Source organism: Salinicoccus hispanicus (genome assembly GCF_009831115.1).
GTDB classification, from domain to species: Bacteria; Bacillota; Bacilli; order Staphylococcales; family Salinicoccaceae; genus Salinicoccus; species Salinicoccus hispanicus.
Genome location: NZ_WUUK01000001.1, coordinates 804,757 through 831,288 on the forward strand (window position 1 = coordinate 804,757; position 26,532 = coordinate 831,288).

27 protein-coding genes are annotated in these 26,532 nt (G+C 47.0%); 9 read left to right on the forward strand and 18 right to left on the reverse strand.

What is annotated here, in order from left to right:
• Positions 1–59: 59 nt before the first annotated feature.
• Positions 60–398, forward strand: coding sequence for a hypothetical protein (locus tag GQ671_RS04050; protein ID WP_160653034.1), 339 nt, complete (start codon positions 60–62; stop codon positions 396–398).
• Positions 399–404: 6 nt separating this feature from the next.
• Here GQ671_RS04050 and GQ671_RS04055 read toward each other — a convergent pair whose 3' ends face one another.
• The 3 genes from GQ671_RS04055 to GQ671_RS04065 form a co-directional block, all read right to left on the reverse strand.
• On the reverse strand, positions 405–1,583 hold the full coding sequence (locus GQ671_RS04055; RefSeq protein WP_160653037.1) for a M20 metallopeptidase family protein: 1,179 nt from the start codon (positions 1,581–1,583) through the stop codon (positions 405–407).
• Positions 1,584–1,668: 85 nt separating this feature from the next.
• Entirely contained in the window at positions 1,669–2,352 is a 684-nt protein-coding gene (locus GQ671_RS04060; protein WP_160653040.1) for a DUF421 domain-containing protein, read from the reverse strand.
• 98 nt (positions 2,353–2,450) lie between these two features.
• Entirely contained in the window at positions 2,451–2,831 is a 381-nt protein-coding gene (locus GQ671_RS04065) for a YndM family protein (RefSeq protein ID WP_160653043.1), read from the reverse strand.
• Positions 2,832–2,957: 126 nt separating this feature from the next.
• On the opposite strand from GQ671_RS04065, the gene GQ671_RS04070 reads away from it, so the two are divergent.
• Positions 2,958–3,701, forward strand: coding sequence for a YqjF family protein (locus tag GQ671_RS04070; protein ID WP_160653046.1), 744 nt, complete (start codon positions 2,958–2,960; stop codon positions 3,699–3,701).
• Here GQ671_RS04070 and GQ671_RS04075 read toward each other — a convergent pair.
• Complete coding sequence (locus GQ671_RS04075; protein ID WP_160653049.1) at positions 3,698–4,054, reverse strand: SpoIIAA family protein; 357 nt, start codon at positions 4,052–4,054, stop codon at positions 3,698–3,700. The two genes, GQ671_RS04070 and GQ671_RS04075, sit on opposite strands and share 4 nt — an antisense overlap.
• Positions 4,055–4,186: 132 nt before the next feature.
• Positions 4,187–4,813 (reverse strand): GNAT family N-acetyltransferase, encoded by a 627-nt coding sequence (locus GQ671_RS04080; RefSeq protein WP_160653052.1) that lies wholly within the window; start codon positions 4,811–4,813, stop codon positions 4,187–4,189.
• Between the two features lie 90 nt (positions 4,814–4,903).
• Between GQ671_RS04080 and GQ671_RS04085 the strand changes: the two genes are divergently transcribed.
• The gene (locus GQ671_RS04085; RefSeq protein ID WP_160653056.1) at positions 4,904–5,110 is read left to right on the forward strand and encodes a hypothetical protein; all 207 of its coding nucleotides are present in this window, start codon (positions 4,904–4,906) and stop codon (positions 5,108–5,110) included.
• A 14-nt stretch (positions 5,111–5,124) separates the two neighbouring features.
• On the opposite strand, the gene GQ671_RS04090 is transcribed toward GQ671_RS04085, so the two are convergent.
• Genes GQ671_RS04090 through GQ671_RS04100 form a run of 3 tightly spaced genes read right to left on the reverse strand, consistent with a single transcriptional unit; the run spans position 5,125 to position 7,274 of the window.
• The gene (locus tag GQ671_RS04090; protein WP_160653059.1) at positions 5,125–6,039 is read right to left on the reverse strand and encodes an alpha/beta hydrolase; all 915 of its coding nucleotides are present in this window, start codon (positions 6,037–6,039) and stop codon (positions 5,125–5,127) included.
• A 2-nt stretch (positions 6,040–6,041) separates the two neighbouring features.
• The gene (locus GQ671_RS04095; protein ID WP_246153152.1) at positions 6,042–6,551 is read right to left on the reverse strand and encodes a GNAT family N-acetyltransferase; all 510 of its coding nucleotides are present in this window, start codon (positions 6,549–6,551) and stop codon (positions 6,042–6,044) included.
• A 3-nt stretch (positions 6,552–6,554) separates the two neighbouring features.
• Positions 6,555–7,274, reverse strand: coding sequence for a metallophosphoesterase family protein (locus GQ671_RS04100; RefSeq protein WP_160653061.1), 720 nt, complete (start codon positions 7,272–7,274; stop codon positions 6,555–6,557).
• Between the two features lie 114 nt (positions 7,275–7,388).
• Here GQ671_RS04100 and GQ671_RS04105 point away from each other — a divergent pair, with 114 nt between their 5' ends.
• From GQ671_RS04105 to GQ671_RS04115, 3 genes are all read left to right on the forward strand, one after another.
• A complete protein-coding gene (locus GQ671_RS04105) occupies positions 7,389–7,967 on the forward strand; it encodes a histidine phosphatase family protein (protein WP_160653063.1) in 579 nt (192 codons plus the stop codon).
• A 96-nt stretch (positions 7,968–8,063) separates the two neighbouring features.
• Positions 8,064–9,116 carry a C45 family autoproteolytic acyltransferase/hydolase gene (locus GQ671_RS04110; RefSeq protein ID WP_322789454.1) on the forward strand — a complete coding sequence of 351 codons (1,053 nt, stop codon included), beginning with the start codon at positions 8,064–8,066 and terminating at the stop codon, positions 9,114–9,116.
• Positions 9,117–9,134: 18 nt separating this feature from the next.
• The gene (locus GQ671_RS04115) at positions 9,135–9,662 is read left to right on the forward strand and encodes a DUF421 domain-containing protein (protein ID WP_160653069.1); all 528 of its coding nucleotides are present in this window, start codon (positions 9,135–9,137) and stop codon (positions 9,660–9,662) included.
• Between the two features lie 12 nt (positions 9,663–9,674).
• Here the strand turns inward: GQ671_RS04115 and GQ671_RS04120 are convergent, their stop codons facing one another.
• From GQ671_RS04120 to GQ671_RS04135, 4 genes are all read right to left on the reverse strand, one after another.
• Entirely contained in the window at positions 9,675–10,865 is a 1,191-nt protein-coding gene (locus tag GQ671_RS04120; protein ID WP_160653072.1) for a DUF418 domain-containing protein, read from the reverse strand.
• A 148-nt stretch (positions 10,866–11,013) separates the two neighbouring features.
• Positions 11,014–12,468, reverse strand: coding sequence for a cardiolipin synthase (gene cls, locus GQ671_RS04125; protein WP_160653075.1), 1,455 nt, complete (start codon positions 12,466–12,468; stop codon positions 11,014–11,016).
• Between the two features lie 120 nt (positions 12,469–12,588).
• Complete coding sequence (locus tag GQ671_RS04130) at positions 12,589–12,888, reverse strand: hypothetical protein (RefSeq protein WP_160653078.1); 300 nt, start codon at positions 12,886–12,888, stop codon at positions 12,589–12,591.
• 25 nt (positions 12,889–12,913) lie between these two features.
• On the reverse strand, positions 12,914–14,059 hold the full coding sequence (locus GQ671_RS04135) for an MFS transporter (protein WP_160653082.1): 1,146 nt from the start codon (positions 14,057–14,059) through the stop codon (positions 12,914–12,916).
• Between the two features lie 96 nt (positions 14,060–14,155).
• On the opposite strand from GQ671_RS04135, the gene GQ671_RS04140 reads away from it, so the two are divergent.
• Positions 14,156–14,650, forward strand: coding sequence for a hypothetical protein (locus GQ671_RS04140; RefSeq protein WP_160653086.1), 495 nt, complete (start codon positions 14,156–14,158; stop codon positions 14,648–14,650).
• Positions 14,651–14,660: 10 nt separating this feature from the next.
• Here the strand turns inward: GQ671_RS04140 and GQ671_RS04145 are convergent, their stop codons facing one another.
• Entirely contained in the window at positions 14,661–15,617 is a 957-nt protein-coding gene (locus tag GQ671_RS04145) for a dipeptidase (RefSeq protein WP_160653088.1), read from the reverse strand.
• A gap of 186 nt (positions 15,618–15,803) precedes the next feature.
• Between GQ671_RS04145 and GQ671_RS04150 the strand changes: the two genes are divergently transcribed.
• Entirely contained in the window at positions 15,804–17,132 is a 1,329-nt protein-coding gene (locus GQ671_RS04150; protein ID WP_160653091.1) for a YjiH family protein, read from the forward strand.
• Between the two features lie 46 nt (positions 17,133–17,178).
• Here GQ671_RS04150 and GQ671_RS04155 read toward each other — a convergent pair whose 3' ends face one another.
• The 3 genes from GQ671_RS04155 to tyrS form a co-directional block, all read right to left on the reverse strand.
• Positions 17,179–18,045 carry a TPM domain-containing protein gene (locus GQ671_RS04155; protein WP_160653094.1) on the reverse strand — a complete coding sequence of 289 codons (867 nt, stop codon included), beginning with the start codon at positions 18,043–18,045 and terminating at the stop codon, positions 17,179–17,181.
• On the reverse strand, positions 18,045–18,629 hold the full coding sequence (locus tag GQ671_RS04160) for a LemA family protein (RefSeq protein WP_160653097.1): 585 nt from the start codon (positions 18,627–18,629) through the stop codon (positions 18,045–18,047). The genes GQ671_RS04155 and GQ671_RS04160 overlap by 1 nt, the downstream gene beginning before the upstream one ends.
• A 125-nt stretch (positions 18,630–18,754) precedes the next feature.
• A complete protein-coding gene (gene tyrS / locus GQ671_RS04165; protein ID WP_160653100.1) occupies positions 18,755–20,014 on the reverse strand; it encodes a tyrosine--tRNA ligase in 1,260 nt (419 codons plus the stop codon).
• A 418-nt stretch (positions 20,015–20,432) separates the two neighbouring features.
• Here tyrS and GQ671_RS04170 point away from each other — a divergent pair, with 418 nt between their 5' ends.
• Positions 20,433–22,985, forward strand: coding sequence for a transglycosylase domain-containing protein (locus GQ671_RS04170; RefSeq protein WP_160653103.1), 2,553 nt, complete (start codon positions 20,433–20,435; stop codon positions 22,983–22,985).
• A gap of 56 nt (positions 22,986–23,041) precedes the next feature.
• Here GQ671_RS04170 and GQ671_RS04175 read toward each other — a convergent pair whose 3' ends face one another.
• Both GQ671_RS04175 and acsA read right to left on the reverse strand, forming a co-directional pair.
• Entirely contained in the window at positions 23,042–24,709 is a 1,668-nt protein-coding gene (locus tag GQ671_RS04175) for a formate--tetrahydrofolate ligase (protein ID WP_160653106.1), read from the reverse strand.
• 109 nt (positions 24,710–24,818) lie between these two features.
• Positions 24,819–26,531, reverse strand: coding sequence for an acetate--CoA ligase (acsA, locus tag GQ671_RS04180; RefSeq protein ID WP_160653109.1), 1,713 nt, complete (start codon positions 26,529–26,531; stop codon positions 24,819–24,821).
• Position 26,532 lies beyond the last annotated feature (1 nt).

The window sequence follows — 26,532 nt, forward strand, 5'->3', positions numbered from 1 at the left end:
GGTGCTTCTCCATTCCATTTTTGGGTAAAGTAGTATAAACAATTCCGGGAGATGAACAGATGGATAATGAAACAGGAGAGGCAAAAGCCAGAAGAGAAGCAGCAAAACAAACGGGTGTCGAAGGCAGCTATGAAAAGAAAAAAAGGTCCGGTCTTACGGGATGCCTGATCATTGCAATATCACTCGTCGTGCTGATGGTTATTCTTGGTTCATGTACAGGGGTATTCTATGGAGATGAACAGGATGAAAATATTACAGAAGACCAGGGCAGTACCATGGATGACAATGGAACGGGCCTCCTGCAGCTGGCATCGGAACGAAACTCTTATAGTTACTTGACACTTGAAATGCCAGAAGCCACCTTTAAGGTGGCTTCTTTTCGTTCCATTGGATTCTGACAACGCTCAGTTTTTGTTCTTCAATGTTCTCAGTGTATCGATGGCTACCTGTGCCATGCCTTCGATACCGTATGGAATCGCATCTTCGTTGAATCTGAATGACGGATTATGAAGAGGTTTCTGCCCTTCCCCCACAGAACTGCCAAGCCAGTAGTAGACACCGGGATACTTCTGCAGGAAACGGCTGAAGTCCTCTCCTCCGAGGCTTGGTGTGAGACTCGGCAGCGCCGGTTCACCATACATGCGATGCACTGTGGAATGGACCTGTTCTGCCCATTGCTCATCATTGACGGTTGCAGGATAGCCATCCATATAATTGATTTCCACCGCCACACCCATGGCATCTGCGACATTTTCCACGACGTCGAAGAACCGCTTCTTCACTTTATCTTTCATCTCATCGCTCTGTGTACGGATGGTGCCTTCCAGTTCAGCGGTTTCGGCAATGACATTATACTGGAAGCCGGCATTGAACTTTCCGACAGTGACGACTGCTGGATCAAATGGATTGGCATTTCTGCTGACGATCGTCTGCAGTGTAGTGACGATCTGATTGGCTGCAACAATCGCATCCACCGTGTCATGCGGCATTGATGCATGGCCACCGGAACCTGTCACCGTGATTTTGAAACGATCGGAATTACCCATGATCGGTCCTGCCATGACACCAAACTGACCCACCGGCAGCTGCGGCCATACATGCTGGGCAATCAGCACTTCCGGTTCATGTTCATCGAATACACCATCTTCCATCATCTGTCTGGAACCACCGGTTGGCGACTGCTCTTCTGCCGGCTGGAAGATGAGCAGAATCTTCCCTTCGATTTCATCACGTCTTTCGAGAAGATATTTCGCTGTACCGAAAAGCATTGCTGTGTGGGCATCATGACCACAGGCATGCATCACGCCTTCTGTTTCAGATGAGAATACCTCTCCTGAACTTTCGGTGATGGGCAGCGCATCGATGTCGGCTCTGAGACCGATGGTCGGTCCTGGCTTGCTTCCTTCGATAATCCCAAGGATACCTGTTTCTGCAAACCCTGTCCTGTAAGGTATTCCAATGGCATCAAGCTTTTCCTGGATGTGTTTGGATGTATCATATTCTTCGCCGCTGAGTTCAGGATTTTTGTGCAGAAGTCTCCTGAATTCAACGACCTCTTCTATTATTTGAGAATCAAGTTTCATATCAAAACACCTTTCATGAGATATTTAATAAGGCACTTTTAAATATTAACATATCTCATGTCTGAATTTTCATAACTCGTAGAAATCATCTCTTCTTTTCCTGTACAAAGAATCCTGTATTCCTATTCCATTCTGCAAAATAGATATCTTCAAGATCGTATCCCGTATCTCCTTTGACCTGTTTTCTCAGCCACTGCTCATCAAAACCGGCATCATTCAGCACAGTATATTCCACTTTGCCACCATCGACAAAAAGGTAGGCCAATTTATTTTCCTCATAATCATGCTCGAGTTCCTTACGTGAAGGCGGTTCTTGATCAGCATACTGGATGACAGACAATCTACCACTATTCTCGAGAATTGCATATTTGACGCTTTTCAATGAAAACACATTCTGCATGCGCAGCAGTTCTCTAACCTCATCGACATCCATCATATTCTTCTTCATCACTTTGATATCCAGCTCACCGTCGGAGATCAGCATTTGAGGCGTACCTTTAGTGATTCTTCTGAAACGTTCGTTCTTAAGCGCGAATGTTTCGACGATGAAAATGAGGAGCCCCCAATAGGCAAGGGCAAAAAGCATTTCGTAGAAAGGCATCGTTGTCTCATAAAGCGCTTCTTCTATCACACTGCCCAGAATGAGTGCATAGACGAAATCCAGAGGTGTAATCTGAGCCATCTCCTTTTTCCCGAGCAGCCGAAGAACAATCATGACGCCGATCAGACCGGTGGTCAATTTCACAACATAAGTAAGCATGTCTTCCATATTTCTCACAACGCTTCCCATCCCCAAGGGATTATATTAAATTATCCCCTGCACATGCAGGTGCAGAGGATAATCATTGTTATGAAGTTTTCTCAGCCTTAGACTTTTCTGTCAGTTCTATGACGCGCTACTGGTCCACTCTTCAACAGATAGATATGGAAGAGATATTCTCCAACTGCGATAACCACGGCAGAAATGATTGCGGCGACGGCCACTTCGCCTCCGGAAAGATCCGTCAGCCATAGACCCATCAGCCATACTACAAGGAAAGTAAGCACCAGATCTGAAATTGTAGCCATCATATTACCTGCTGCAGGCAGAATTCCCATATCTCCGGCAAAGTATGAGAGGATACCAAGAACGACTGTCGTTCCGAGAATCATCGGCCAGAAATCCATGCCGTAGAACGCTCCAAGAACTATCCATAATACGGCAAGTGTCATGACGACTTTGATCAGCATTGCTTTTACATGTTCCATCGTTCATCCTCCATTTCGTCCTTTTATAGTGTCTCTTTTCCACTCTACCCGCAAGTCTATGCGTCAAACATATTGTTTGAACCGATACAATCAAGGTTATAAAAAAATAAAGAACGGAGGATTACCATGAAACAGGAGCTGTTGAAATATACTGAAGGAAGGAACGCGCCACTGCCTGAGGGTCCATGGAGCATGTATCAGAGATGGGAAGACCTGATGTGCATGCATATTCCGGTAGAGCCGGAAGTGCTTCTGCCCCATGTTCCTGACGAACTGGAACTTGACATTTATGATGGCTCGGCGTGGATTTCCATATTTTCATTCAACGTACGAAATATGCAGCTGCGGGGGATGCCGAGATTTCCATATGTGCATGAATTTCTGGAACTCAATGTCAGAACGTACGTCAGATATCAGAATATACCCGGCATCTATTTCTTCAGTTTGGATGCTGCCAAAGTCATTCCGGTCATTGGTGCACGATTGGGCAGCCTCCCCTATTTCAAAGCTGGTATGAAAGCGGCAAAGCGAAATGAATGGACACATTTTTCGAGCCACCGGCAGCACGGTGTCCCCGCCTATTTCAAAGGGAAATATAAATCTGTCTCAGAACCGGAAAAGCCGTTGCTTGGTACACTGGACTACTGGCTTCTCGAACGCTATTATCTGTTCAATACGATCAAAGGGGCCGTTGTACATATAGGTATCCATCATCTGCCATGGAAGCCTGCCTATTCTTCAGTGCACTATGAGAACGGCGGCATCAACTCTCTTCTACCGGGGGATATTGAAGGAGAACCGGTACTCGCACACTATATCGAAGCGCTCGATGTCATATTCTGGCCGGTCAAACAGTCGGATCAGCCCTAGTCTCCGAGCCACTCATATGCCTGCTCCTCCTGGGCCTTATCAAACTGCTTCACTTCTATGCCGGGCAGGAGACCAACCAGCTTTGCACCGCCTTCCTGCCATGCGGCATCAGTAACAACCGCAAACTTCTTATACTGGTTCCAATGGCTGATATCCATGATTGTCCCTTTTACCATGCCGACCGGCCCCACACCATCAAAATCCTTGATGTAGACAAGTGCGCTGAGTTCTTTGTCATCGCCGTAGTGTTCTTTTATGAATGAAGCGGATTTCTCTGCATCCTCTTTCGTGACAGCACCATCGACATCGATGCGAATGACATTATCCAGTTCAGTTTCTTTAAGTGTAAGCATAATGGAACCTCCATATTATTTTCTTATCCGCTACCCCTTTCACGCTGAAGGAAACATTCCAACGGATATATTTGTCCAGTTCGACGTACAGGCGATACCAAAAAGAGACATGGGAAAATTCCCATGTCTCTTCTATTTCCTGTAATAGTATATGAATTCACCATCAAAATTGTTGCCGACGAAAGTATCGCCGTGCACCATCATCCAGTCCGTGTCCCTGAAGTGGACCTTCTCCGGTTCACCTTCAGGCTCGAAGGGGCTCGTCAGACTCAAATGCATGATATGACGTTTCTTTCCATTATATTTATAGGTCGTTTTGCGGATTTTGAAACCGAGCCGGAACTTGTCTTTAAGACTCGGGATATTCGCCGGCATGACTGTCGTAAGTATATTTTCAAAACGGCCATCCTTACGTGCCATTTCAATCAGTTCCCGCCCCATCTCGGACTGCATCCCCCTGCCTCTCTTTGCAGGATCGATGAAACTGATTTCCGAGTAGATTACGCTCTCCTTATTTTCTATGCCTACATCATCAGCCAGATGTTCATCTTCTTCTACAGAAGGCACATACATGGAGCGTGAACCAATCAGTCTGCCATCTTCATATACTCCGATGATGAAGCCCTGGGCGATGATCCGCTTGAACTCTTTTTCAGTCAACGTCTGGAGTACTTCCTTGTCTTCGAGATTATCATATACCTTTTTCTGCAGTTCAACCAGTTCAGGCAGGTCTCCGAGGTGCAGTGTTCTGAAGTCCATGGTATCATCCTTTCAAATATAAATTGTGCACAATATATTACGTTTAAAGCCTCGAGATTCGGATATATATGAGTAGAGGAGTTGGTGCATATGGCGATCTTGGTAAAGGTTAAGGACAGCACGAACGACAGGACAGACTTCAAGTACATCCAGGGTGACAAGATGAAGGAATTTATCAAGTCGGAGTACATACTTCGAGAAATAACACCTGACGAAGATAAATTCATCCAATTCATCTATCCAGGGCATACGGAAACATTTACACAATTCAAGATTCATTATATAAGAAGACGCTGAATAGGCGTCTTCTTTTATTTAAGAACTTCTTCCAGCCAGCTGAACATGAGTGGTACCCACTGTGCTGCACGCGCGTCGGCCATCCCTGTCGTTTCCGTGGCCAGGCTCAGACCATGGCTGCCGCTTTTGAAAGTGTGAAGTTCCCATGACACTTGATGCGCTTCCAAAGCTTTGGCAAAGTCGAGGGAGTTTTCCACAAAGACGAGCTTATCCTCCACAGTATGCCAGATGAAAGTGGGCGGCGTATTTTCCGAGACGTGGGTCTTGATATGCGCGCGTTCAACCACGCCCTCTTTGATGGCAGGTCCGAATATCATTCTCGATGCAGTCGACATGTATCTCGGATCTCCGATGCCTCTTGCTTCTGCAATCTCCCTATTGAGCATGTAGTCCAGAATCGGATAGGCGAGAATCTGGAAGTTTGGCCGATACCATCTGGATTCCGTCCCTGCCAATTCACGCAACCATTGTGAATGCCAATGGACACCAAGGCTCGCTGCCAGATGACCACCGGCGGAAAAGCCCAGCACACCGATCCGGTCCGGGTCCACATTGAATTCATGACAGTTTTCGCGGATGAAGGTGATCGTCTCAGCCAGTTCGAGCAGTGGTCCTGGAAACTCGGAACCGAGTACCGTTTCATGTTCCACCATCGCAGCTTCCTGGTACAGCTCATCCCTATTGACCCTTCCCTTTTCTTTTCTCATTGCCGTACCGATTGTGGAATACCTGAGTATGAAAACATGATACCCTTTTGCCAGAAACTCATATCCAACAGGTTCTGCTTCCCGGTCCGATACATACATATAGCTGCCACCCGGACAGATTACGACTGCCGGTCTACCCTCTTTCTGATGGACTGCATCTTCTCCAAGCATCATGGTCACTTCAGCATGCCTGTCACCGATATTAAAGCTCTGCAGATTCATGATTACCCTCCATTCTTCTGATTGATCAACCTATAGAGATAGATTTCATTCCTGTAATCATCATCGATGAGCAGTGCATCGATCCGCTCCCCTTCCTTCAGAAAACCGAGTGCCTTATACAGTTCGATCATCACCTCAAAGTCATCACGGATGGATAGTTCCAAACGGTGGATACCGTTGTCTTCCGCCCATACGATACCGGAATTGAGCAGGTTTCTGCCGATGCTGTTCTGCTGATCTGTCGGCAATATGCCAAGTGATATGTTTGCCCGGTGCTTTATCATTTCACCCTGGTTGCCCGATAGGCTGATATAGCCCATCATCTCCTGCTGATCGAGGGCGATGAATATCTGTCTTTTGGCATTCTGGAGCACAGAAGTCAAAAGTGCTTCTGTGTATGAGGCGTTCAATATATGTGCTTCATGGAGTCCCGTTTCACTGCGTGTCTCAAGATTGATGAGCAGATTGAGGAACTGGTCGATATCTTTCATTTCAACTGGTCTTATTTCCATATTCTAGCCTCTCTCCTTAAGTAGTACATTCATAATGAAGTCCATCGCTGGTGGGTTTTCCTTCTTAAGACCTTCTACAAAACCGCTACGGTCGTAGGGGACCTTTCTATGAATAAAGTTTACATCATCTCCATCTATTTCCATAATGGTATAGGGTGCAAGCCCATTTGTCGTAATACCAAGCGGACCCGGGTTGATGAATATCTGCCGATCCGATTCAAAGTGGTGCTGCATATGATCATGTCCGAACATGATCATATCATAAGGTTCATCTTCATATATGGCACCGAGAGTTTCCACAGAAGGTGACATATCAATCGAACTGTATGTATCATCAGGATTCAGATGGTAATGAGTGAGCAGAACATCGAGGTCCATGATCTTTTTCTCCATGATTAACGGCATGGATTGGAGGAACGGCCTGAAACGAAGATCCAGATGTCCGGCCACCCACACATGATGATCATGCTCAGCACCTTTTATCTGTGTTGGCATGCCATCCAGCACTTTCAATACTTCCTCATCGTGATTGCCCCTTATTATGGAGAGGTGGTCGAGCCCATACAGCAGATCCAATACCTCATTTGTCTGATGTCCCATGGAGACGATATCCCCAAGACAGAAAATCCCATCCACTTCAAACTGTTCCATATCCTCCATCACCATGGACAGTGCGTTGAAATTGCCATGTATATCCGATATGATCGCAATTCTTCTACTCAATGACCCCTACCCCCATATACTTCATTTTATAATTCATTCTACCAAAAGTCCTCTGTTCCACCTATCAATTCAATCTCGTGGTATCATATATGTAAAATATGATTGAGGTGCATTATGACCAGACTTTGCCTAGTAAGACATGGATTGACAGAATTCAACCGATTGAAAAAACTCCAGGGTGCTTCAGACATCCCTCTGAATGAGGAAGGAGAATACCAGGCGGAATGTGCGGCAGACAAACTTAAAGATGAACAGTTTGATGCCATCGTTTCGAGTCCGCTTGGACGTGCCTACCGTACAGCTGAAATCATAAACAAATATCATGATCTCCCGATAGAGACGATGGATGAACTGAAAGAGCAGCATTTCGGTGAGCTGGAAGGCCACCATATCGATGATATCATGGAAAAGTATCCACACGGGGAGCTGCCCGGTGCCGAAACTTTCGAAGCACTGGCAGAGCGCGTTCAGATTGCGCTGGATCGTATACTGGAACAGCACGAAGGGCAGTATGTACTTTTGACGGCACACTCCCGTACAATCAAATCCATCCTGTCGCTGTTCAGCGATGAAATCGACATGCTCGGCACAAAGCTTGACAACTGCAGCGTGAGCTACATCGAATACGCTGAATCTAAGTGGCATGTACACGAGTATAATATACCCACTTTCATGGGTAATGAACAGAAATGAATATAGATAGAGCATACCGATCCGGTATGCTCTATCTTCTTCAAGGCCCAGATGATATACGCAGACAGTTCTACATTAAATGAGGAGAAGTCTATTGTGCAGAAAATAAATTCAGCAGTACAAACATTCAGAGGCAGCCATTACGACTACGGCATCGAACAGGGAAAACGGCTTCGTCAGACACACTATATGGATAACAGGAATTATGAATGGGTCAAGCGTCGCCCGAAATTCAGCCTGGACTTTGAAGAGACGAAAGCACTCTATATGCATTTCGCGCCGCACGTATGGGATGAAATCATGGGACTCCAGGACTCGCTTCAGATCACTGACGGGGATGTGCTGCTCAATCTTGCCCACTACCGTGTCTCGCCAAGGGATAGTGGATGCAGCGTCTACATGGATGATGATGTATTCATCAGAAATTATGACTATCATCCGAATACTTATGACGGCATGTACAAGCTTTTTCAGCCGGATCAGGGCTACGCACATATCGGACCGGCTTCAAGGGTAACAGGTAGAATGGATGGCATGAACGAGCATGGGCTGGTCATGGCCTACAACTTCATGAACAGGAAGCAGCCTTCAGATGGTTTTACATGCTTCATCATCGGGAGGTTCATCCTGGAATTATGCAGGACGGCTGATGAAGCTAGGCAGCTTCTCCAAGACCTCCCTCATCGCGGGGGCTTCAGCTATATCATCCAGGACAGGAATAACCATTCATTTCTGGCTGAAACTTCTGCCAGAGGCCTTGCATTCAGGGATGCTCATATATGTACGAACCACTATGAAAGTCTGGCGGATGAAAATAGAAGATACCTTGTCGATTCAAAGGAAAGGCTCGATATACTGGAGAATCTGAATGGACCGTCAAGGTCAGAACTGCTGGAGCTGTTTACAGATCGGCGCCACGGTCTCTTCGTGGACAACTATAAAAGCTGGGCAGGCACCATCCACACTTCCATGTACGACAGGCACGACCTCACGGCAATGATAAAGCTCGGTGAAAATGGACCGCTCCATGAATTCGACTTCTCAAGCTGGATCGGCGGGCAACCGGTCGATCACGATGCTGTTCACGGCTACCTGGACACAGAACTGAAGTTTACAAGTGCTGATTGGCAGCGTAAAACCAAAATTTAGAATCAGGTGGTGATAATGATGTCGTTCGATAATCTCATCTTCGACAATTTTAATGTCATTTTAAGAACCGTACTGATCGGTATCATGGCGTACCTTTCGCTCGTGATCATCCTCAGGGTAAGCGGCAAGCGGACACTGACAAAGATGAATGCATTCGATTTCATCGTAACAATCGCACTCGGTTCCATCCTTGCAAGTGTCATTACGAGCAAGGACATCACAATTGCCCAAGGTATAACTGCCTTTCTGGTACTGGTGATCATGCAGTACATTATTACGAAGCTGTCTGTAAAAAGCAGAACGGTGAGCAAGCTTGTCAAATCGCAGCCTGTACTACTCTACTACGATGGAGAATATCTGCTCGAGAATATGAAAAAGGCACGTGTGCTGGAAGCTGAAGTCAGGCAGGCGGCCCGCTCAGGCGGCAAGAGCGACCTCTCCCAGGTCATGGCAGTCGTCATGGAAACCGACGGCAGCATATCAATCATCAGTAAACAATCGAAAGAGCAGGATCTCGACAAGCTGTTCAGTGAAGTAAAAAAATAAGACCTTGCGGTCTTATTTTTTTATGCCAAGTATTCTGCCGTATGTCAGTGTCCGCCAGATCCATTCGAGTGGTCCAAACCGGAACTGTTTCATCCACAGGTGACTGATTGCAATCTGTATGATGAAAGTGGAAAGAACAATCCCCGGGAACCATACTGCATCTATTGTATTGAACAGATCAAAGCCGAAGAATAAAGTGATCATCAGTATACTCTGTCCGATATAATTGGATAAAGCCATCTGTCCGACCGGCTGCAGGAGAGCTTTCAGCCCTCTCACACGTTTCATGATGAGCAGCAGCAGTGCAACATAGCCCATGGACATGAGTGGTCCGCCTATCGTATAGGCAAGCATGGAGGCAATCGACCACATCGGGTCATCCATACCATAAGTCATGGCATATCCTGTCACTATCTTGATCGGCAGACCGACAAGGATGCCGATGAGAGCCACTTTCCATAAAAGGCCATTGATTGATGAGAGTCGTTCAAAATAACCTTTCTGGCCGACATACAGTCCAATAAGAAACATCGCCAGGACGAAGGGAGCCATCACGATATTACTCGTCACCATCAGCGAGAGTACGGAAATATTCAAGTTGACAATATCCATATAGGAGCCCCCGGCTACCGACATCATATCAAACCCACTACCCGGAGCAGCGATTTCACCCATGTCCATGTCGCGTACACTGAACATCAGAAGCGTCAGAAGCAGTACGAATACAGTGCCGATGAGCAGAAGAACGCCGGCAACGATGAGATTAACCACCGGTTTGAAACGATAGAAGAACAAGAGCATCAAACCGGTGATTGCATAGACTGTCAGTATATCCCCATACCAGATGAAAACGGCATGGGCGATGCCAAAGCAGAGCAGTACAATCATTCTTCTGACAAACAGCAAGTATGTAGATCCCGGTCTTTTCTCTGCTCTTGAAAGGAAGATATAGAAGCCAAGTCCAAAAAGGAAAGAGAACATCGTATAGAAGTTGGAAGTGACCAGTATATTGATCAGCAGAATGACGATGGCATTGCTGCCAGTATAGATGTCACTTGTCTCCATGGTCAGCTGTCCTTCGATCTGCGGCCCGGCGAAGCTCATGATATTCATCATCAGAATGCCGAGCAGTGCAAATCCACGCACCGCATCAATTTCAAATAACCTCTCAGGTGACTGGACCGGCGTATAGTTCTGTTGCATATAATGCCTCCTGAAATACATTTTTTTCTTATCATACCATAGAAGATACAGATGAAATCACCCTGAAATGATTTTATTCCTGATCAGACAGACAAAAAAATCCGCTGCCATATGGCAACGGATGCAGTGGTCTATCATGTAATATTTATCAGAGCAGCGGAGACAGCAGTCTGGACACATGCTCCTTGAATTTCTGATAGTAGGAGCGCCTGTCGTACATCTCTTTCGTCAGCTGTGTGGACTGTTCCATATCCGTTTCAAATGTGCTTTTCATTTCTTTTGCGAAATCTCCATCATAGATGAAAGTATTCATTTCGAAATTCAGCTCGGAACTCCGAACATCCACATTCGCTGTCCCGATGGATGAGACATTATCATCAATCACCATCGTTTTGGCATGCAGGAATCCATTATCATAAATATAGATCCTAGCCCCTGCTTTCATCATTTCGGCTGAAAAGGAGAACGTTACCGGATACACAAAAGGGTGATCCGGTTTGTTTGGAATCATGATGCGGACATCAATACCACTTAGCGCTGCAACACGCAGGGAAGCAAGCATCCCTGAAGAAGGCACAAAGTACGGGCTCTGGATATAGATATATTCCTTCGCCTCCTGGATTGCTTTGATGAATCCATGCATGATCTCCCCGCCATCAGAATCCGGACCGCTGGAAACAATCTGCAGGGGCATCTCTCCCGCTGTTCCCGGTGGCGGAAAGTACCGGGTTTCAAAAGGAATGCTGTCATTCCTGTCATACTTGTTCCAGTCGGAGATGAAACGCTCCTGGAGCAGATGGACAGATTGCCCTTCCATCCTGAGGTGCGTATCCCGCCAGAATCCAAACTTCGAATTGCGTCCCAGGTACTCATCTCCAATATTGTATCCACCCATATAGCCAATGGATCCGTCAATAACGACCAGTTTTCGGTGGTTGCGGAAATTGAGACGGAACCGCATCAGGGCTGACAGGATGGAAGAGAAAGGTTTTGTTTCTCCACCATGCGCACGAAGCTCTGAAAAGAATGCATTTCCGATCTTGCGCGAACCGAGTCCGTCGTACAGGAAACGCACCTTTACCCCCTCTTTTGCCTTCCTGGTCAGAAGATCACGGAGACGACGGCCAATCTGGTCATTGCGCAAGATGTAGTACTCAAGGTGGATATGGTGTTCAGCAGATTCAATATCGTTGAAAAGTGCTTTGAATTTATCTTCACCTGCTGTAAACATTTGGATGCTGTTATCCTGCGAGAAAACCGAGTTATCATTTCTCATCATCATTCCGATCAGTGCGTTGAACCTTTCAGGTACCGAATACGGAGTAAACAACTGACCATCATCAAATTGTGCCTTCTGTTCCTCGATGAGATCCTTGCTTGGCATATTGTCACTATCGGACCATTTCTGCTGTCCTGTCGATCTGCCGAATAGGAGGTAGAGAAAGAAGCCGATGACCGGAATGAAAAAGAGAACCATCAGCCACGCCCATATGGATGCAGCTTTTTTATCTTCAAAGGCAATCATGATGGCTGCCAGCACAATATTTATGATCAGTGCAATATTGCTTACAGTATTCCACCACTGCCAATCAAAGAAGAACATGCGATTCCTCCTCCCGGTATTATTTCATCATTATATTGTTTCCTGAAATGCATCCTTTGAAACCAGCCGAAATCACATGCAACACCTCCACCATTGATCAACAGAAACAAAAAAAGGCACTCAAAACCATTGAGCGCCTCTCCCGATCCAGTCCATATCGAAAAGTTCCATTGGAGTTCCTGTAAAAAAGGAATAGATATAATAGATGCCGAAAGCCACAAGCGGTAGAAATACGAATACGAACAGAATGACCTTCAGAAATTTCGTAAAGACCCGGTACAGCAGACCAAGCACTATGAGCGTGACTGCAGTGATTGCCACCGTCTGGAAACTGTAGCCCACATCTGCCAGATCGAGATAGTTGAGTCCATATATGACGAAGAAAGAGAGTGCAATGACCAGTATCAGTCTGATGAACATTTGATCTCACAACCTTTATATTGGCTTATTGATACGATTGTTCCGTTTCCTTGATGAACACAGTACAAAGAAGACCCATGGCGATGATGAAGACACTGAGCCAAGGTGCAAAGCTGATATCGAACCAGTTGATGTAGATGCCACCGATGACTGCACCGATACCGATACCAAGGTTCAGACCTGACATGTTCCAGCTGAAGACATTGGCTGCCGAGCCCTGGACATTTTCAACCAGTCCACTCTGCACGGTTGGACTTGTACTCCACTGGAACAGGCTCCAAAGGAAAAGATTGATGTAGAAGAGTGCTGGAATGCCATATAGAAGCGGCATGAGCGCCATCGTCACCATGAACAGTGACAGCATGATTCCCAGTGTCTTCCTAGTGCCCATCCGATCAACCATATTACCGCCGAGTATAGTACCGAGCATGCCGCCGGCACCCGCAATGAGAAGCGCGATGGAAACATCTCCGATAGTGTAGCCGTTCGATGTCATGAGCGGGGAAATATAGCCGATGACAATATAATTTCCGATCAGGACCGACATAGTTATACCAATATATAACGCGATATTTTTCATATTCAATATTTTATCAGGTACCGGATCACCCAGGTCGTCGCCCTTCTTGTTCGGTGTCAGTACCACAATGCCCAGACCGACAAGAACTGCGAGCAGTATGACGAGCCAGAAGATGACCCTCCAGCCGAACTGCTGTCCGACCAAGGTGCCGATTGGAATACCGAACACATTGGCTGCACTGAATCCCATATATACCAGTGCAATCATGCGCCCGCGGATGGCAGGTGTCGAAAGCAGTACGGTCATATCCATAATCTTGACGATGAACACAGCCGCTGCCAGTGCTGTTACAACACGTCCGACGGCGAGCATCAGAAATGTGCTGGAAAGTCCAAATATCAGATTTCCAAGTATGAAAATGACAAGAGATGCCAGAATGACAGGCTTGGGCCTGAAGTTTTCGGTCGCTTTGACAAGTATTGGTCCAAAAATGGCAAAGCTCACTGCGTAGACTGTAATCAGCTGTCCTGTAAGTGCGTTTGAGATGCCGAGGTCCGAACTCATGAGTTCAAGTATGCCTGAGATGATGAGTTCCATCATGCCAAGAAGAAAGACCCCGATAGTAAAGGTTAACAGTAATTTTCTATTCATTATAATCACCTATTCAAAAAAGTCAACTTGACCAGTATACATCATAACATGATGCATATAAACATATACGTGTTAAAATACTGGTGAGGTGGTATGATGAAGAAATTAATCCCGATACTGATATTTCTGCTTATGGCAGGCTGTGCCCAAGGTGATCAGCAGGCTCTGGATGACCTCTATGAAGCTTTTGAAAGAAATCATGAAGAACTTCAGACGGAGTTCACCGAACTGTTCAATGAGATGGAAGAAAGTGAAGACCGGGAAGCCAAACTCCGTTTAATCTATGAAGAGGCGCTTCCTAAAATTGAAGATTTAAGAAGAACCATCCATAATTACACTGTAACAGGCACAGAACATGAACAGCTTAAAGAAGAAATGCTGACATATACCAATTCATTGGAAAATCTCATCGAACTATATGGTGAATTCAACCGTACTTTTGTAAACTACAATCCCCTGGGTGATAGTGACTTCAGAGAAGAAGTGGATGAACAGCTTTCTGAAATCGAATCCCAGGAAGAACTGGTCCGGGAACGCTACCAGACCATCCAGGAAGATTATGATCAGCTGACTTCAGGAAACAGCTCATAAAAAGACTTGTCTATGACAAGTCTTTTTCTACATAATTTGATAGGAAATTCCCATGTGTCATCTTTCTGGCAAAGTCCTCTCCATAGCGTTCAATCAGTGCCTCTACAAGATTCTGATATGCTCCGGCATTCTCCAGCCCCTCTATATGTGAAGCGATACCGTCAAAGTCCGAGCCGAGACCGATGGCATCCTCCCCGACAAGGTCGACGATGTGGTCGATATGAGGAAACAGATCCTCTAATCGTACACTGCCTTCCGTAATGAACGGCGGGTTGAAAACAATATTGATCATCCCCCCTTTACTGACCAATGTTCTGATCTGATCATCACAGAGATTTCTTGGATGATCGAACACTTCTCTTGCATTGGAATGGGTAGCGATGACGCGGTTTGCACGCTCCATGACCACATCCACCCCTTCCGGGTTCAGATGACTGATGTCCAAGAGCACATCATGATTGTTGCAGCACTCGATGAACCCGAGACCAAATTCAGTCAATCCGGTATTCCGGGTCTCCCCCACGCCATCGGCTACAAGATTGCCATTATTCCACGTCAGTCCCACAGACAGTACACCCAACCTGAAAAGTGTACGCAATTTAACCAGATCATTTCCCACAGCATCCGCACCCTCAAGTGTCAGCACTGCACCAATCTTATTTTCATCGAGCTGACTGATTTCATCAAAACTTCTGATGTGGACAAAGTTCTCCTGACTGAGCACTTCATCATAGAAACAGTCCACCTGCTCGAGTGCATGCTGCCATTTTTCATTATCCGGCAGCAACGGTGGTATGAATATTGCGAAGAATTGCACTCTCACCTGTCCCTCCAATAACCTATCGGCGTTCGTTTCGATTCCGGCTCCGTCCTTGAATTCAAGCATCCGGTTTTCGAATGTATAAGTCCGTCTACGATCTGTCTGCAGCTTCAGCAATGCATCACAGTGTGTATCAATGATTTTCATCAAAACGCCTCCTTTTCCTGATTATACCAATCCTTTGACTGTCCTTGAAGTAAAAAAATGAAAATTAGTTTGCATAAGTATGAAGGGGAGTATAAAATATAAACAGCTAATGAAAACGCTTTCTATACATTTGTGATTTACAACAGTCGCCTAATATGTATAATTATTAAAGAAGGAGGTCTTTTTATGCATAGAACTGCAACTTTATTTAAATTCCTTATACCCTCGCTGATCGGGGTGCTGATGTTTCTTTTTCCGATACAGATTGATGGAGAAACGACCATTCCAGTCGCGTACCTTGCAGGTTTGCTCATCGATCTGATTGGTCCTGATAATGTCATTCTGATTGTTGTTCTTCTAATAAATCTTTCTGCACTGCTGACCATTCTATTCAGCTGGATAGTCAATCCTGGTCCGGAGTTTTTGAAAAATCTGTTCAGAACAAACACAATATGGGTCATTCTGCGAGCAGCAGGAGCTGTATTCGCGCTGATGGCCTATTATATGTTTGGTCCGGAGGCAGTCAATTCCGATGTCACTGGCGGAATGATACTTAACGACCTGCTACCTACGCTGTTCGCTGTATTCCTGTTTGCCGGCATTCTGCTGCCACTACTGCTCAACTACGGACTGCTTGAGTTCGTCGGCTCTATATTCGCCAAAATCATGCGTCCACTCTTTACACTGCCAGGCCGTTCCACAGTGGACAATCTTGCATCCTGGGTCGGAGACGGCACGGTTGGTGTGCTTCTGACGAGCAACCAATATGAAAAAGGCTACTATTCCAAACGGGAAGCATCGGTCATAGCGACTACATTCTCGGTCGTGTCCATTACGTTCTCCATCGTCATACTGGACTTGATCGGACTGATGAACTACTTCGGTCTGTTCTATATGACAATCATTATTGCAGGTGTTGCTGCTGCACTGATCATGCCGAGAATCCCACCACTATCCTGGATCAAGGATGACTACTACGTCGAAGGGGAAGAACTGGATGAAACCATTCCTTCGGGCTACAATCCTTTTAGTTGGGGCTATAAGAAAGCACTCGACCGCTCTGAAAAAGCGGAAGGGCTTGGAGGCTTCCTGAAAGACGGTGTCAAAACTGTTGCTGATATGTGGTTTGCGGTACTGCCGATTGTCATGGCCATCGGTACCCTCGGCACACTGCTTGCCGAATACACGCCGATATTCGCATGGATCGGTGCACCATTCGTTCCACTTCTGGAGCTGATGGGTATACCTGAAGCGCAAGCTGCTTCTGAAGCACTATTCATCGGATTCACCGACATGTTCCTCCCAGCTATACTGATCGAAGGCGTATCGGCAGATATGACCCGCTTCATCATCGGTGCACTGAGCATCACACAGCTGATCTATCTTTCAGAAGTGGGCGGTGTCATACTCGGTTCCAAAATACCGGTCGGGCTTGGAAAACTGTTCGTCATCTTCCTGCTCCGTACTGCCATTACACTTCCAATCATCACACTGATTGCGCATTTCATATTTTAAAAAAAGGTTCTGTGGAAAAATCCACAGAACCTTTTTTGACTTAAAGCTAGAATCCTCGACCTGCACCGCCACCGCCGCCGGAGCCGCCGCCAAATCCTCCAAATCCACCACCACCGAAGCCGCCCCCTCGGGAACCGCCACCGGATGGTGGGAAGAATACGACCGGGCCACCTCTACGGCGTCTACGACCGCCGCCTCTCGGTGGTCTGCCACCGCCTCCCATGATTTTGAACAGCAGGTAGATGACTGCCATCATGAACAGCAGCCTGAAGATGGAACCACCAGCACTGGTATTTTCACCTTCTGCCGACTGCATGTTCTCATCCGCTTCCGGTGTATCACGGGTGAATTCCCCATCCTCATATCCATATGCTTCAAGTGACTCCTGGTAGAGTGCTGCATAAAGATCGGACAGACCTTGTGCATAGTGGGCAGCTGCATCAGCAGAGCCATCCTCGGCTTCTGTTGCTGCGATGAAGTCCTCCATTGCCACGTTATCGATGATCCTGCCTATCTTGGCGTCATTCAGATACCCTTCGATGCCATAGCCTACCTGGACTTCCACACCCCGGTTATTATACTCGTTGCCGTTGTCCAGATTGAGCAGGATTACAATGCCATTATCCGCTTCGGATTTGCCGATACCATACTCGCGCAGTGCCTTGAGGGCATAGTCCTGCCGATGCTCCTGACCAGTCGAGGACATGGTAAGAAGCAGCATTTCAACGCCGGTACCTTCTTCAAGATAAGTACCCATTTCGTTGATTTCCTGAACCGCAGTATCACTCAGCACGCCAGCATTATCCTGCACAAAGTAATGAGAGGTATCAAGTGTTGGCAAAGCAACCCGTGCTTCAGCAGGAACGCTTGAAAACACGAACAGGATCAGCATGAGCGTGACCAGGCGTTTCATTACTCTCCATCCTGTTCAGTGTTGAATTCAACTTCAGGAACTTCCCTGCTTGATGCATCGGCTTCAAAGTATGCTTTTTCATCAAAGTTGAAAAGTCCTGCAATCACGTTGCCTGGGAATGTACGCGTATTCTCGTTGTATTCCTGGACAGATGTATTATAATCCTGGCGGGCGACCGCAATGCGGTTCTCAGCCCCTGCGAGCTCATCGCGGAGACCTGTAAACTGCTCACTCGCCTGAAGGTCCGGATAGTTTTCCGAAATCGCAAGAAGGCGGGATAGAGCTGAAGTGACTTCGCCATTCGCCTCTGCCATCTCCTCTACACCTTGTGCACCTGAGAGACGGCTTCTTGCTTCAGCGATGTCGGTGAATATTTCCTGTTCCTGTGAAGCATACCCCTGCACTGTGTTGACAAGGTTCGGAATCAGATCGCCCCTTCTCTGCAGCTGGGTCTCGATCTGTGACTCCCGCTGGTTCACTTCTTCTTCCAGGCCGACAAACTGGTTATACTTTGGAGCAAATATCATCGCAAGAATGATGAAAAACCCGATGATGACACCTAGAGGTATCAGTAATTTTTTCATTTTCCCTTCTCCTGTTCTAAACTTTTATTTCCTATATAATATCACGAATAGAAACGTTTAAACACTGAATACTATCCTTGAGATATGCAGATGGGGCTGATGCATTGCATCAGCCCCATTGTGTTCTATGAGTATTTGACTACGTGGTATTTTTTCTTGCCTCTTCTGATGATAGTGAACTCCCCATCGAGCTTATCTGATTCCCCGATTTCATAGTCCACATCCTGCTGGCGCTCACCATTGATGTAGATGGCTCCATTCTTGATGTCCTCCCTCGCCTGTCTGCGTGAAGACGAAATGCCGGTGTCGACGATCACTTTGACGATGTTCATATCCGCATCCGTGTAGCTTGCGGACGGCACGTCCTTGAACGCATCCCTGATCTGGTCCACCGAGAGTGATTTGATCTCGCCATTGAAAAGTGCCTCTGTGATATTTTGTGCTTCCTCCAATGCCTCTTCTCCATGGAGGAAGGTAGTGATTTCCTCAGCCAGGCGTTTCTGCGCCTTTCTTAGGTGCGGCTCGGTTTTGATGGATTCTTCCAAAGCCTCTATTTCATTCTTCTCCATGAACGTGAAGAGTTTAATGAATTTGATGACATCTGCATCACTCTGGTTGATCCAGAACTGGTAGAATTCGTATGGTGATGTACGCTTCGGATCAAGCCAGATATTACCGGATTCCGTCTTGCCGAATTTCTTCCCATCCGCCTTTGTAACAAGTGGAATGGTCATGCCTTCAGCTTCCGTTTCACCATAGACACGACGCATCAGATCGAGACCGCTTGTGATGTTTCCCCATTGGTCGGAGCCTCCGATCTGCATTTTCACTCCATGATTTTTGTTCAGGTGGCCGAAATCGATTGCCTGGAGGATCGTGTACGTGAATTCAGTATATGAGATGCCCGTTTCAAGCCTCGTCTGGATAGCATCCTTGGCAAGCATGTAGTTCAGGCTGACGTGCTTGCCGTAGTCTCTGAGAAAGTCGATCAGGCTGATTTCCTGCAGCCAGTCCTTGTTATTGACGAGCAATGCGCCATTTGCATCCGAGAAATCAAATATACGCTCCATCTGTTTTTTGATTCCCGCAACATTCGCCGCAATCTGTTCCTCTGTCTGAAGCTTCCGCTCATCACTTTTGAAAGATGGATCACCGATCATACCTGTACCGCCACCAATCAATACAACTGGACGGTGACCATGTTTTTGGAACCTTCTGAGGGTCAGGAAAGGTACAAGGTGGCCGATATGCAGACTATCAGCCGTCGGGTCCGCGCCACAGTATATGGAAACTTGTTCACGAGCGAGCAGTTCAGTAATCTTTTCCTCATCCGTTATCTGGTGGATGATCCCCCGGTATTTCAAATCTTCAAGCAATGCGTTCATTTCTCTTCCTCCTGGAATAGTATATAATATGAAAATTGATATAAAAAAGCACCCTTACATGAGTAAGGGTGCTGAATACACGGTACCACCAAACAGTTTATCTTTATGGGCAAAAACGTCCGCCCCGACGTACGAATGTCTGATGCAGTGTATTCACTTGGTCGCGTGCACTGATTCCCACCATCCATCAGCTCTCTGTATTCCGCCGCACCAGCTACTTGTCTGCCACTCGAATTATATCAATTTATAGAAATGATATAGTCTTGATGCCAAAAAGTCAAGGGCGGACCGACGGCTGTCCATTCCGGCAACCAATATATCCCCCCGGAACTCCTTCACAAAACAGCCATAGCCGCCCCTGAATCACTAACTCTAATTGTTTCGAATGTGATATAATGACCGATGATAGGAGGTAACAATGAAGAAGAACAACGACTTTTTAACTTATATTAAAAACCTATTTTCTCGCAGAGATACAGTAACGAAGCCGGATGCCATAGAAGGATCCACTTTCAAAGAGAAATACAATAGCGTCACTTCACGCTTCAGAAAGACCGGGTCCCCTCTCAGAATTTCATTTTTTACAGCCTATGATACCGTCTGGAATATAATACTATTCTCAGTGCTTACGTTTACACTGCTCGGCATACTTGGCCTCAGTATCGGCCTCGGCTACTTTGCCGCACTTGTGAATGACGAGGAGATCCAGCCGGTGGAAGAAGTGAGGACAGCTCTGACAGAGATGACGGAAAGTACGACCGTCGCTTTTGGCTCAGGTGAATCACTGGGTACATTGAGAGCCGATCTTATACGTGAGCGGGTCGACTACGATAGTATTTCACCCTACGTCTCCGAAGCCCTCATCGCTACTGAGGACGAGTACTTCTACGACCATAATGGTGTCGTACCAAAAGCCTTCCTGAGGGCCACCCTCCAGCAGGTTGCTGGTTCCAGTTCCGGTACAGGCGGAAGTACACTCACACAGCAGCTTGTCAAAAACCAGCTGTTGACGAATGAGACAACATTCGACCGCAAAGCGACAGAACTGCTGCTTGCTTTCCGTGTCGAAAAGATGCTCTCGAAAGAAGAAATACTGGAAGCATACTTGAATGCCGTATCATTCGGCCGTAACGCCAATGGCCAGAACATCGCCGGTATCCAGGCAGCCGCAGAAGGCATTTTCGGTAAGGATGCAGGCGATCTGAATCTTGCAGAAAGTGCATTCATCGCCGGTCTTCCTCAGAACCCTTACGCCTACACACCATTCCTGCAAGGGGGGACTGTAAAAGATCCGGAACTTCTTGAGGCGGGCCAGAACAGACAGAGGTTTGTCCTGGAAAGAATGCTTACAGAAGAAGCAATCACCCAGGAAGAGTATGAACAGGCACTCGATTACGATCTTTACGCCAACCTGGCAGAAAGCGTAACAGTGCCGAACCAGAACTATCCATTCCTGACGGATGAGATCGAAAGACGCAGCATTGATATACTCAAGTACCATCTTGCTGAGGAGGATGGCCTGACAAGAGAAGACGTCGACTCCACTCCTCTCATCAACCAGCAGTATACGAATGAAGCCAACACCGCATTGAGAAATCAAGGCTACCACATTGAAACGACAATCGATAAGACCATCTACGATACGATGCAGAATGTCAAAGACAATTCCAACTACTACTACGGATCAAGAAGTATTGCAGACGCAACGGATGCAACAGAAGAAGAGCAGGAAGAGGAAGATGAGATACTGGAGCATGAAATTGGTGCAGTGATGAAAGATAACCAGACCGGTAAGATTCTCGGCTTCATCGGCGGCCGTGATCATGATCGCTCTTCCATCAACCACGCCACCCAGACAAGCCGTCAGGCAGGTTCCACAATGAAACCACTGATCACATACGGTCCTGCCATCGATAAAGGCATCATTGCACCGGATACTGTACTGCTCGATGAAATCTTTACTATACCTGAAATTGACTATAGCCCACGTAACTATGATGTGGATGAAGAATTCGGCCTTGTATCTGCCAAGCATGCCTTAAGCAACTCCTACAACTTGAGCACACTGAGACTGTGGGCGGATGTAAGAAAGGAAAATCCACAGGAGTATTTTGAAAAGATGGGTATACCACTTGGTGAAAATGCCTATTCCGACGAAAATACACTGGTACCATCAACACCACTTGGTTCTCATACCATGTCAGTTGAGGATAATGCGAATGCATTCTCCACGTTCGCTAATAACGGCGAACTGGTGGATAGCTATATGATTGAATCCATCACAAGTCCTGAAGGTGAAACCATCTATGAACACGAAAGTGAATCCACTCAAATATTCAAGGATTCTACAGCATATCTGATGACGGATATGCTGAAAGAGACATTCCAGACCGGCTCCGCCTACTACATTCAGGACTACTACGACCAAGTCAGTGACACTTATGACTGGGCAGCGAAGACAGGTACGTCTAATGGATTCGTCGATTCCTGGTTTATGGGCTATAATCCAAAAGTCACTCTGGGTGTCTGGATGGGTTATGACCGTAACATCCCACAGGTTCAAAATCAGGATAGTGAACAGCATATGCACATTTACAACTGGCGTGCTCTGGCTCAGGCAATAAGCGAAGTGGCGCCAGAACAGCTCGGTGCCAATGAACGTTTCAGCCGGCCATCTTCAGTCAGGGAAGTCGAGTACTGTGCACTGACCATGGAGACTGAAGAGGATTGTGAGCTTGATCTTGATAATGTCGGAGAAGGTCTGATTGCAGAAGATACACGATTGACTGATAAAGATAGTCTCAACGACCCTGAAATCATGCAGAGAATGGGTGAAGATTTCGATTCCGAACTCAGCACTTCCGACTTGAGAGGCACTGTCACGAATTCCTATGACTACCGCTACAGCGTCGGCCAAGGAAGGTCCTCAAGCTCTGATGATGACGAGGACGAAGATGAAGACGAAGATTAAAAATTGAAGATGGCCGCCTTTCCATTCCAGGAAAGGCGGCCATCTTTTTATTTGTTTCAGAAAAGCCCTGTGGAACTACCATCGGCATCTACGTCCATATTTACAGCTGATGGGACCTTCGGCAATCCAGGCATTGTCATGATGTCTCCAGTCAGCGCGACCACGAATCCGGCCCCGGTTTTTGCGACCACTTCCCTGACGGTCACTTTGAAGCCTTTCGGCCGTCCAAGCAGTGCAGGATCGTCACTTAGTGAATACTGTGTTTTGGCCATACATACCGGGAAGTCGCCCCAGCCATGTCGATCGATTTCAGCAAGCTGCTTTTTAGCCTTGTCTGTAAAGATGACGCCGTCGCCACCGTATACTTCTGTAACGATCGTCTCGATCTTCTGATCGATTGGCAGTGCATCTTCATAGAGATGATGGAAGTTCTGAGGCATTTCGAGCACTTCAAGTACTTTTTCCGCCAGATCGGTTCCACCGGCACCACCGTGCTCCCATACTTTTGTAAGGGATACTCTTACACCCTGCTCTTTGCACCAGTCGAGTACAAAGTCTCTCTCTTCATCTGTGTCAGTCACGAAATCATTGAGCGCAACGACAGGTTCAACACCGAATTTGCGTGCATTTTCGATATGTTTGTCAAGATTCACGATGCCCAGCTTCAAAGCTTCCAGATTTGCTTCGCCAAGATCTTTTTTAGCTACACCACCATTCATCTTCAGTGCACGGATTGTTGCGACAAGCACGAGTGCATCAGGTGCAAAATTGCCTTTCCGAGCTTTGATGTTCATGAACTTCTCTCCGCCAAGATCAGAACCAAATCCGCATTCCGTCACTACAATATCGGCCAGTTTTCTTGCGGTATTTGTTGCGATAAGGGAATTGCACCCATGCGCGATGTTGGCGAACGGCCCGCCATGAATAAGAGCAGGTGTGCCTTCCATGGTCTGGACAAGGTTCGGCTTCACTGCTTCCTTGAGCAGCAGTGCGAGTGCCCCTTCCACTTCAAGCTGGCCGACAGTGACCGGTTCCCTGTCATAAGTATAGCCGATGACGATTTCGGCGAGCTTCTTCTTCAGGTCGATGAGATCGCTTGCCAGACATAGCACAGCCATGATCTCACTCGCGACCGTGATATCGAATCCATCTTCTCTTGGTACACCGCGTGTCACTCCGCCCAGTCCGACAACAACCTGGCGCAGCGCACGGTCGTTCATATCCATGACACGTTTCCATGTTACCCGTCTCGGGTCAATATCAAGCGCATTGCCATGATGGATGTGGTTATCAATGAATGCAGACAATGCATTGTTCGCTGTCGTGATGGCGTGGAGATCCCCATTGAAATGCAGGTTTATTTCTTCCATCGGAAGCACTTGCGCGCGTCCACCACCTGTCGCCCCGCCTTTGATTCCCATGACGGGTCCAAGGGAAGGCTCACGGAGGGCGACCATCACCTTCTTCTCGAGCTTGTTGAAAGCATCAGCGAGCCCGACTGTACAAGTGGATTTGCCTTCACCGGCTGGAGTCGGGTTCATTGCAGAGACAAGAACAACTTTGGAGTGCTGCTCATCTCCCTGTATTTTATGTATATCCACCTTCGCCTTGTACTTGCCGTACATCTCCAGAGCATCGTAGGGAATGCCCGCTTTTTCTGCAATCTCCTCAATCGGTCTGATGTCCGCCTGCGTCGCGATTTCCTGATCTGTCATATGTGCCACAATATCATCTCCTCAATAGCAATTCGATTATCCAATTCCATTATGCCATAATCGACAAAAAATTGCCCCCACGTATTACAGGGGCAATTCTTATAATCAGTACTATCTTCTAATCGTCATCCATCGAAGACAGGTCACCTGCCGGCAGATCGAGCTCCCATGCTTTCAGTACACGGCGCATGATCTTACCGCTTCTTGTTTTCGGCAGCTTTTCCTTGAACTCGATTTCTCTTGGTGCAGCGTGTGCTGCCAGTCCTTCTTTGACGAACTTGCGTATCTCTTCTTTCAGTTCGTCCGTGGCTTCATGGCCTTCCCTCAAGGAAATGAACGCCTTGACGATCTCTCCGCGTATCGGATCAGGCTTGCCGATGACACCGGCTTCCTGTACTGCCGGATGCTCCACAAGCTTGGATTCAATTTCAAATGGTCCGACACGTTCACCGGCTGTCATGATGACATCATCCACACGGCCCTGGAACCAGTAGTATCCATCTTCGTCCTTATAGGCGGAATCTCCCGAAACATACCAGTCACCGATGAAATAGGACTCGAACTTCGCATCGTTTTTCCATATTTTGCGCATCATGGACGGCCATCCACTCTTCATGGCCAGGTTGCCCATGCGGTTTGCTGGAAGTTCATTGCCTTCATCGTCGATGATGGCTGCTTCAACACCCGGCAGCGGTTTACCCATGGAACCGCCTTTAATGTCCATGGACGGCAGATTGACGATCATGTGGGCACCCGTTTCGGTCATCCACCACGTATCATGGATTCTCAGGTTGAACACCTTCATGCCCCATTTGACGACTTCAGGGTTCAACGGTTCACCGACGGACAGTACATGACGGAGGGATGACAGATCGAATTCATTTACAATCTCATCCCCTGCACCCATGAGCATGCGGAAAGCAGTTGGCGCGCTGTACCAGATTGTGACATCAAGATCCTGGATTGCACCATACCATGCTTCAGGAGAGAAACGTCCACCAACAACGACATTGGTCGCGCCATTGAGCCAAGGGGCGAAGATACCGTATGACGTTCCTGTCACCCAGCCCGGGTCAGCAGTACACCAGTAGACATCATCCTCCTTCAGATCGAGCACATATCTGCCTGAGATGTAATGCTGTACCATGGCATGCTGTACGTGCAGGACACCTTTCGGCTGACCTGTCGAACCACTTGTATAGTGCAGAATCAGACCATCTTCCTTTTCCAGCCATTCAATTTCAAATTCATCGGAAGCGCTCTCATAACTTTTATTGAAATCTATATGATCTGCTTCGACACCGTCTCCGACAACAACAACCTTTTCGAGACTTGGCAGCTCGTCCACCGGGATCCTCGGCAGCAGTTCCGGTGTGGTGATGATGACTTTCGCATCGCTGTTCTCCAGACGGTCCCTGACAGCCTTCTCCATGAACGCTTCGAAAAGCGGTCCGACGATTGCACCAATCTTCAATGCACCAAGCAGTGAGAAATACAGCTCCGGGCTTCTTGACATGAATATGAATACGCGGTCCCCTTTGACAACACCGGCTTCATCTTTCAGGACGTTGGCTGCTTTATTGGATGCCTTCTTCAAGTCCAGAAATGTATATGAACGCTTCTGATCTCCATTTTTATAATGCAGTGCAACCTTGTCTTCCTTTCCACTTTCGGCATGTCGGTCTATGCATTCATAAGCCATGTTGTATTTTCCTGTTTCATACCAGGAGAATTGCTTCTCGACTTCTCTCCAGTCATGGTGCTTTACCGCCTCGTCATAATCCTTCAGGTTAGGATTCTGATCCGTTGCTTCATAGAGTTCTACCTTCATA

What these genes read in the sequence shown, in the direction of transcription:
- GQ671_RS04140 (WP_160653086.1), top strand. Translation starts at nt 14,156, where the DNA reads ATGAAGAAATTAATCCCGATACTGATATTTCTGCTTATGGCAGGCTGT.
- GQ671_RS04135 (WP_160653082.1), bottom strand. Translation starts at nt 14,059, where the DNA reads ATGAATAGAAAATTACTGTTAACCTTTACTATCGGGGTCTTTCTTCTT.
- GQ671_RS04155 (WP_160653094.1), bottom strand. Translation starts at nt 18,045, where the DNA reads ATGAAACGCCTGGTCACGCTCATGCTGATCCTGTTCGTGTTTTCAAGC.
- GQ671_RS04095 (WP_246153152.1), bottom strand. Translation starts at nt 6,551, where the DNA reads ATGGAAATAAGACCAGTTGAAATGAAAGATATCGACCAGTTCCTCAAT.
- GQ671_RS04105 (WP_160653063.1), top strand. Translation starts at nt 7,389, where the DNA reads ATGACCAGACTTTGCCTAGTAAGACATGGATTGACAGAATTCAACCGA.
- GQ671_RS04150 (WP_160653091.1), top strand. Translation starts at nt 15,804, where the DNA reads ATGCATAGAACTGCAACTTTATTTAAATTCCTTATACCCTCGCTGATC.
- GQ671_RS04065 (WP_160653043.1), bottom strand. Translation starts at nt 2,831, where the DNA reads ATGGAACATGTAAAAGCAATGCTGATCAAAGTCGTCATGACACTTGCC.
- acsA (WP_160653109.1), bottom strand. Translation starts at nt 26,531, where the DNA reads ATGAAGGTAGAACTCTATGAAGCAACGGATCAGAATCCTAACCTGAAG.
- GQ671_RS04075 (WP_160653049.1), bottom strand. Translation starts at nt 4,054, where the DNA reads ATGCTTACACTTAAAGAAACTGAACTGGATAATGTCATTCGCATCGAT.
- GQ671_RS04115 (WP_160653069.1), top strand. Translation starts at nt 9,135, where the DNA reads ATGTCGTTCGATAATCTCATCTTCGACAATTTTAATGTCATTTTAAGA.
- GQ671_RS04090 (WP_160653059.1), bottom strand. Translation starts at nt 6,039, where the DNA reads ATGAATCTGCAGAGCTTTAATATCGGTGACAGGCATGCTGAAGTGACC.
- GQ671_RS04070 (WP_160653046.1), top strand. Translation starts at nt 2,958, where the DNA reads ATGAAACAGGAGCTGTTGAAATATACTGAAGGAAGGAACGCGCCACTG.
- GQ671_RS04055 (WP_160653037.1), bottom strand. Translation starts at nt 1,583, where the DNA reads ATGAAACTTGATTCTCAAATAATAGAAGAGGTCGTTGAATTCAGGAGA.
- GQ671_RS04145 (WP_160653088.1), bottom strand. Translation starts at nt 15,617, where the DNA reads ATGAAAATCATTGATACACACTGTGATGCATTGCTGAAGCTGCAGACA.
- tyrS (WP_160653100.1), bottom strand. Translation starts at nt 20,014, where the DNA reads ATGAACGCATTGCTTGAAGATTTGAAATACCGGGGGATCATCCACCAG.
- GQ671_RS04085 (WP_160653056.1), top strand. Translation starts at nt 4,904, where the DNA reads ATGGCGATCTTGGTAAAGGTTAAGGACAGCACGAACGACAGGACAGAC.
- GQ671_RS04170 (WP_160653103.1), top strand. Translation starts at nt 20,433, where the DNA reads ATGAAGAAGAACAACGACTTTTTAACTTATATTAAAAACCTATTTTCT.
- GQ671_RS04080 (WP_160653052.1), bottom strand. Translation starts at nt 4,813, where the DNA reads ATGGACTTCAGAACACTGCACCTCGGAGACCTGCCTGAACTGGTTGAA.
- GQ671_RS04130 (WP_160653078.1), bottom strand. Translation starts at nt 12,888, where the DNA reads ATGTTCATCAGACTGATACTGGTCATTGCACTCTCTTTCTTCGTCATA.
- cls (WP_160653075.1), bottom strand. Translation starts at nt 12,468, where the DNA reads ATGTTCTTCTTTGATTGGCAGTGGTGGAATACTGTAAGCAATATTGCA.
- GQ671_RS04050 (WP_160653034.1), top strand. Translation starts at nt 60, where the DNA reads ATGGATAATGAAACAGGAGAGGCAAAAGCCAGAAGAGAAGCAGCAAAA.
- GQ671_RS04120 (WP_160653072.1), bottom strand. Translation starts at nt 10,865, where the DNA reads ATGCAACAGAACTATACGCCGGTCCAGTCACCTGAGAGGTTATTTGAA.
- GQ671_RS04160 (WP_160653097.1), bottom strand. Translation starts at nt 18,629, where the DNA reads ATGAAAAAATTACTGATACCTCTAGGTGTCATCATCGGGTTTTTCATC.
- GQ671_RS04060 (WP_160653040.1), bottom strand. Translation starts at nt 2,352, where the DNA reads ATGGAAGACATGCTTACTTATGTTGTGAAATTGACCACCGGTCTGATC.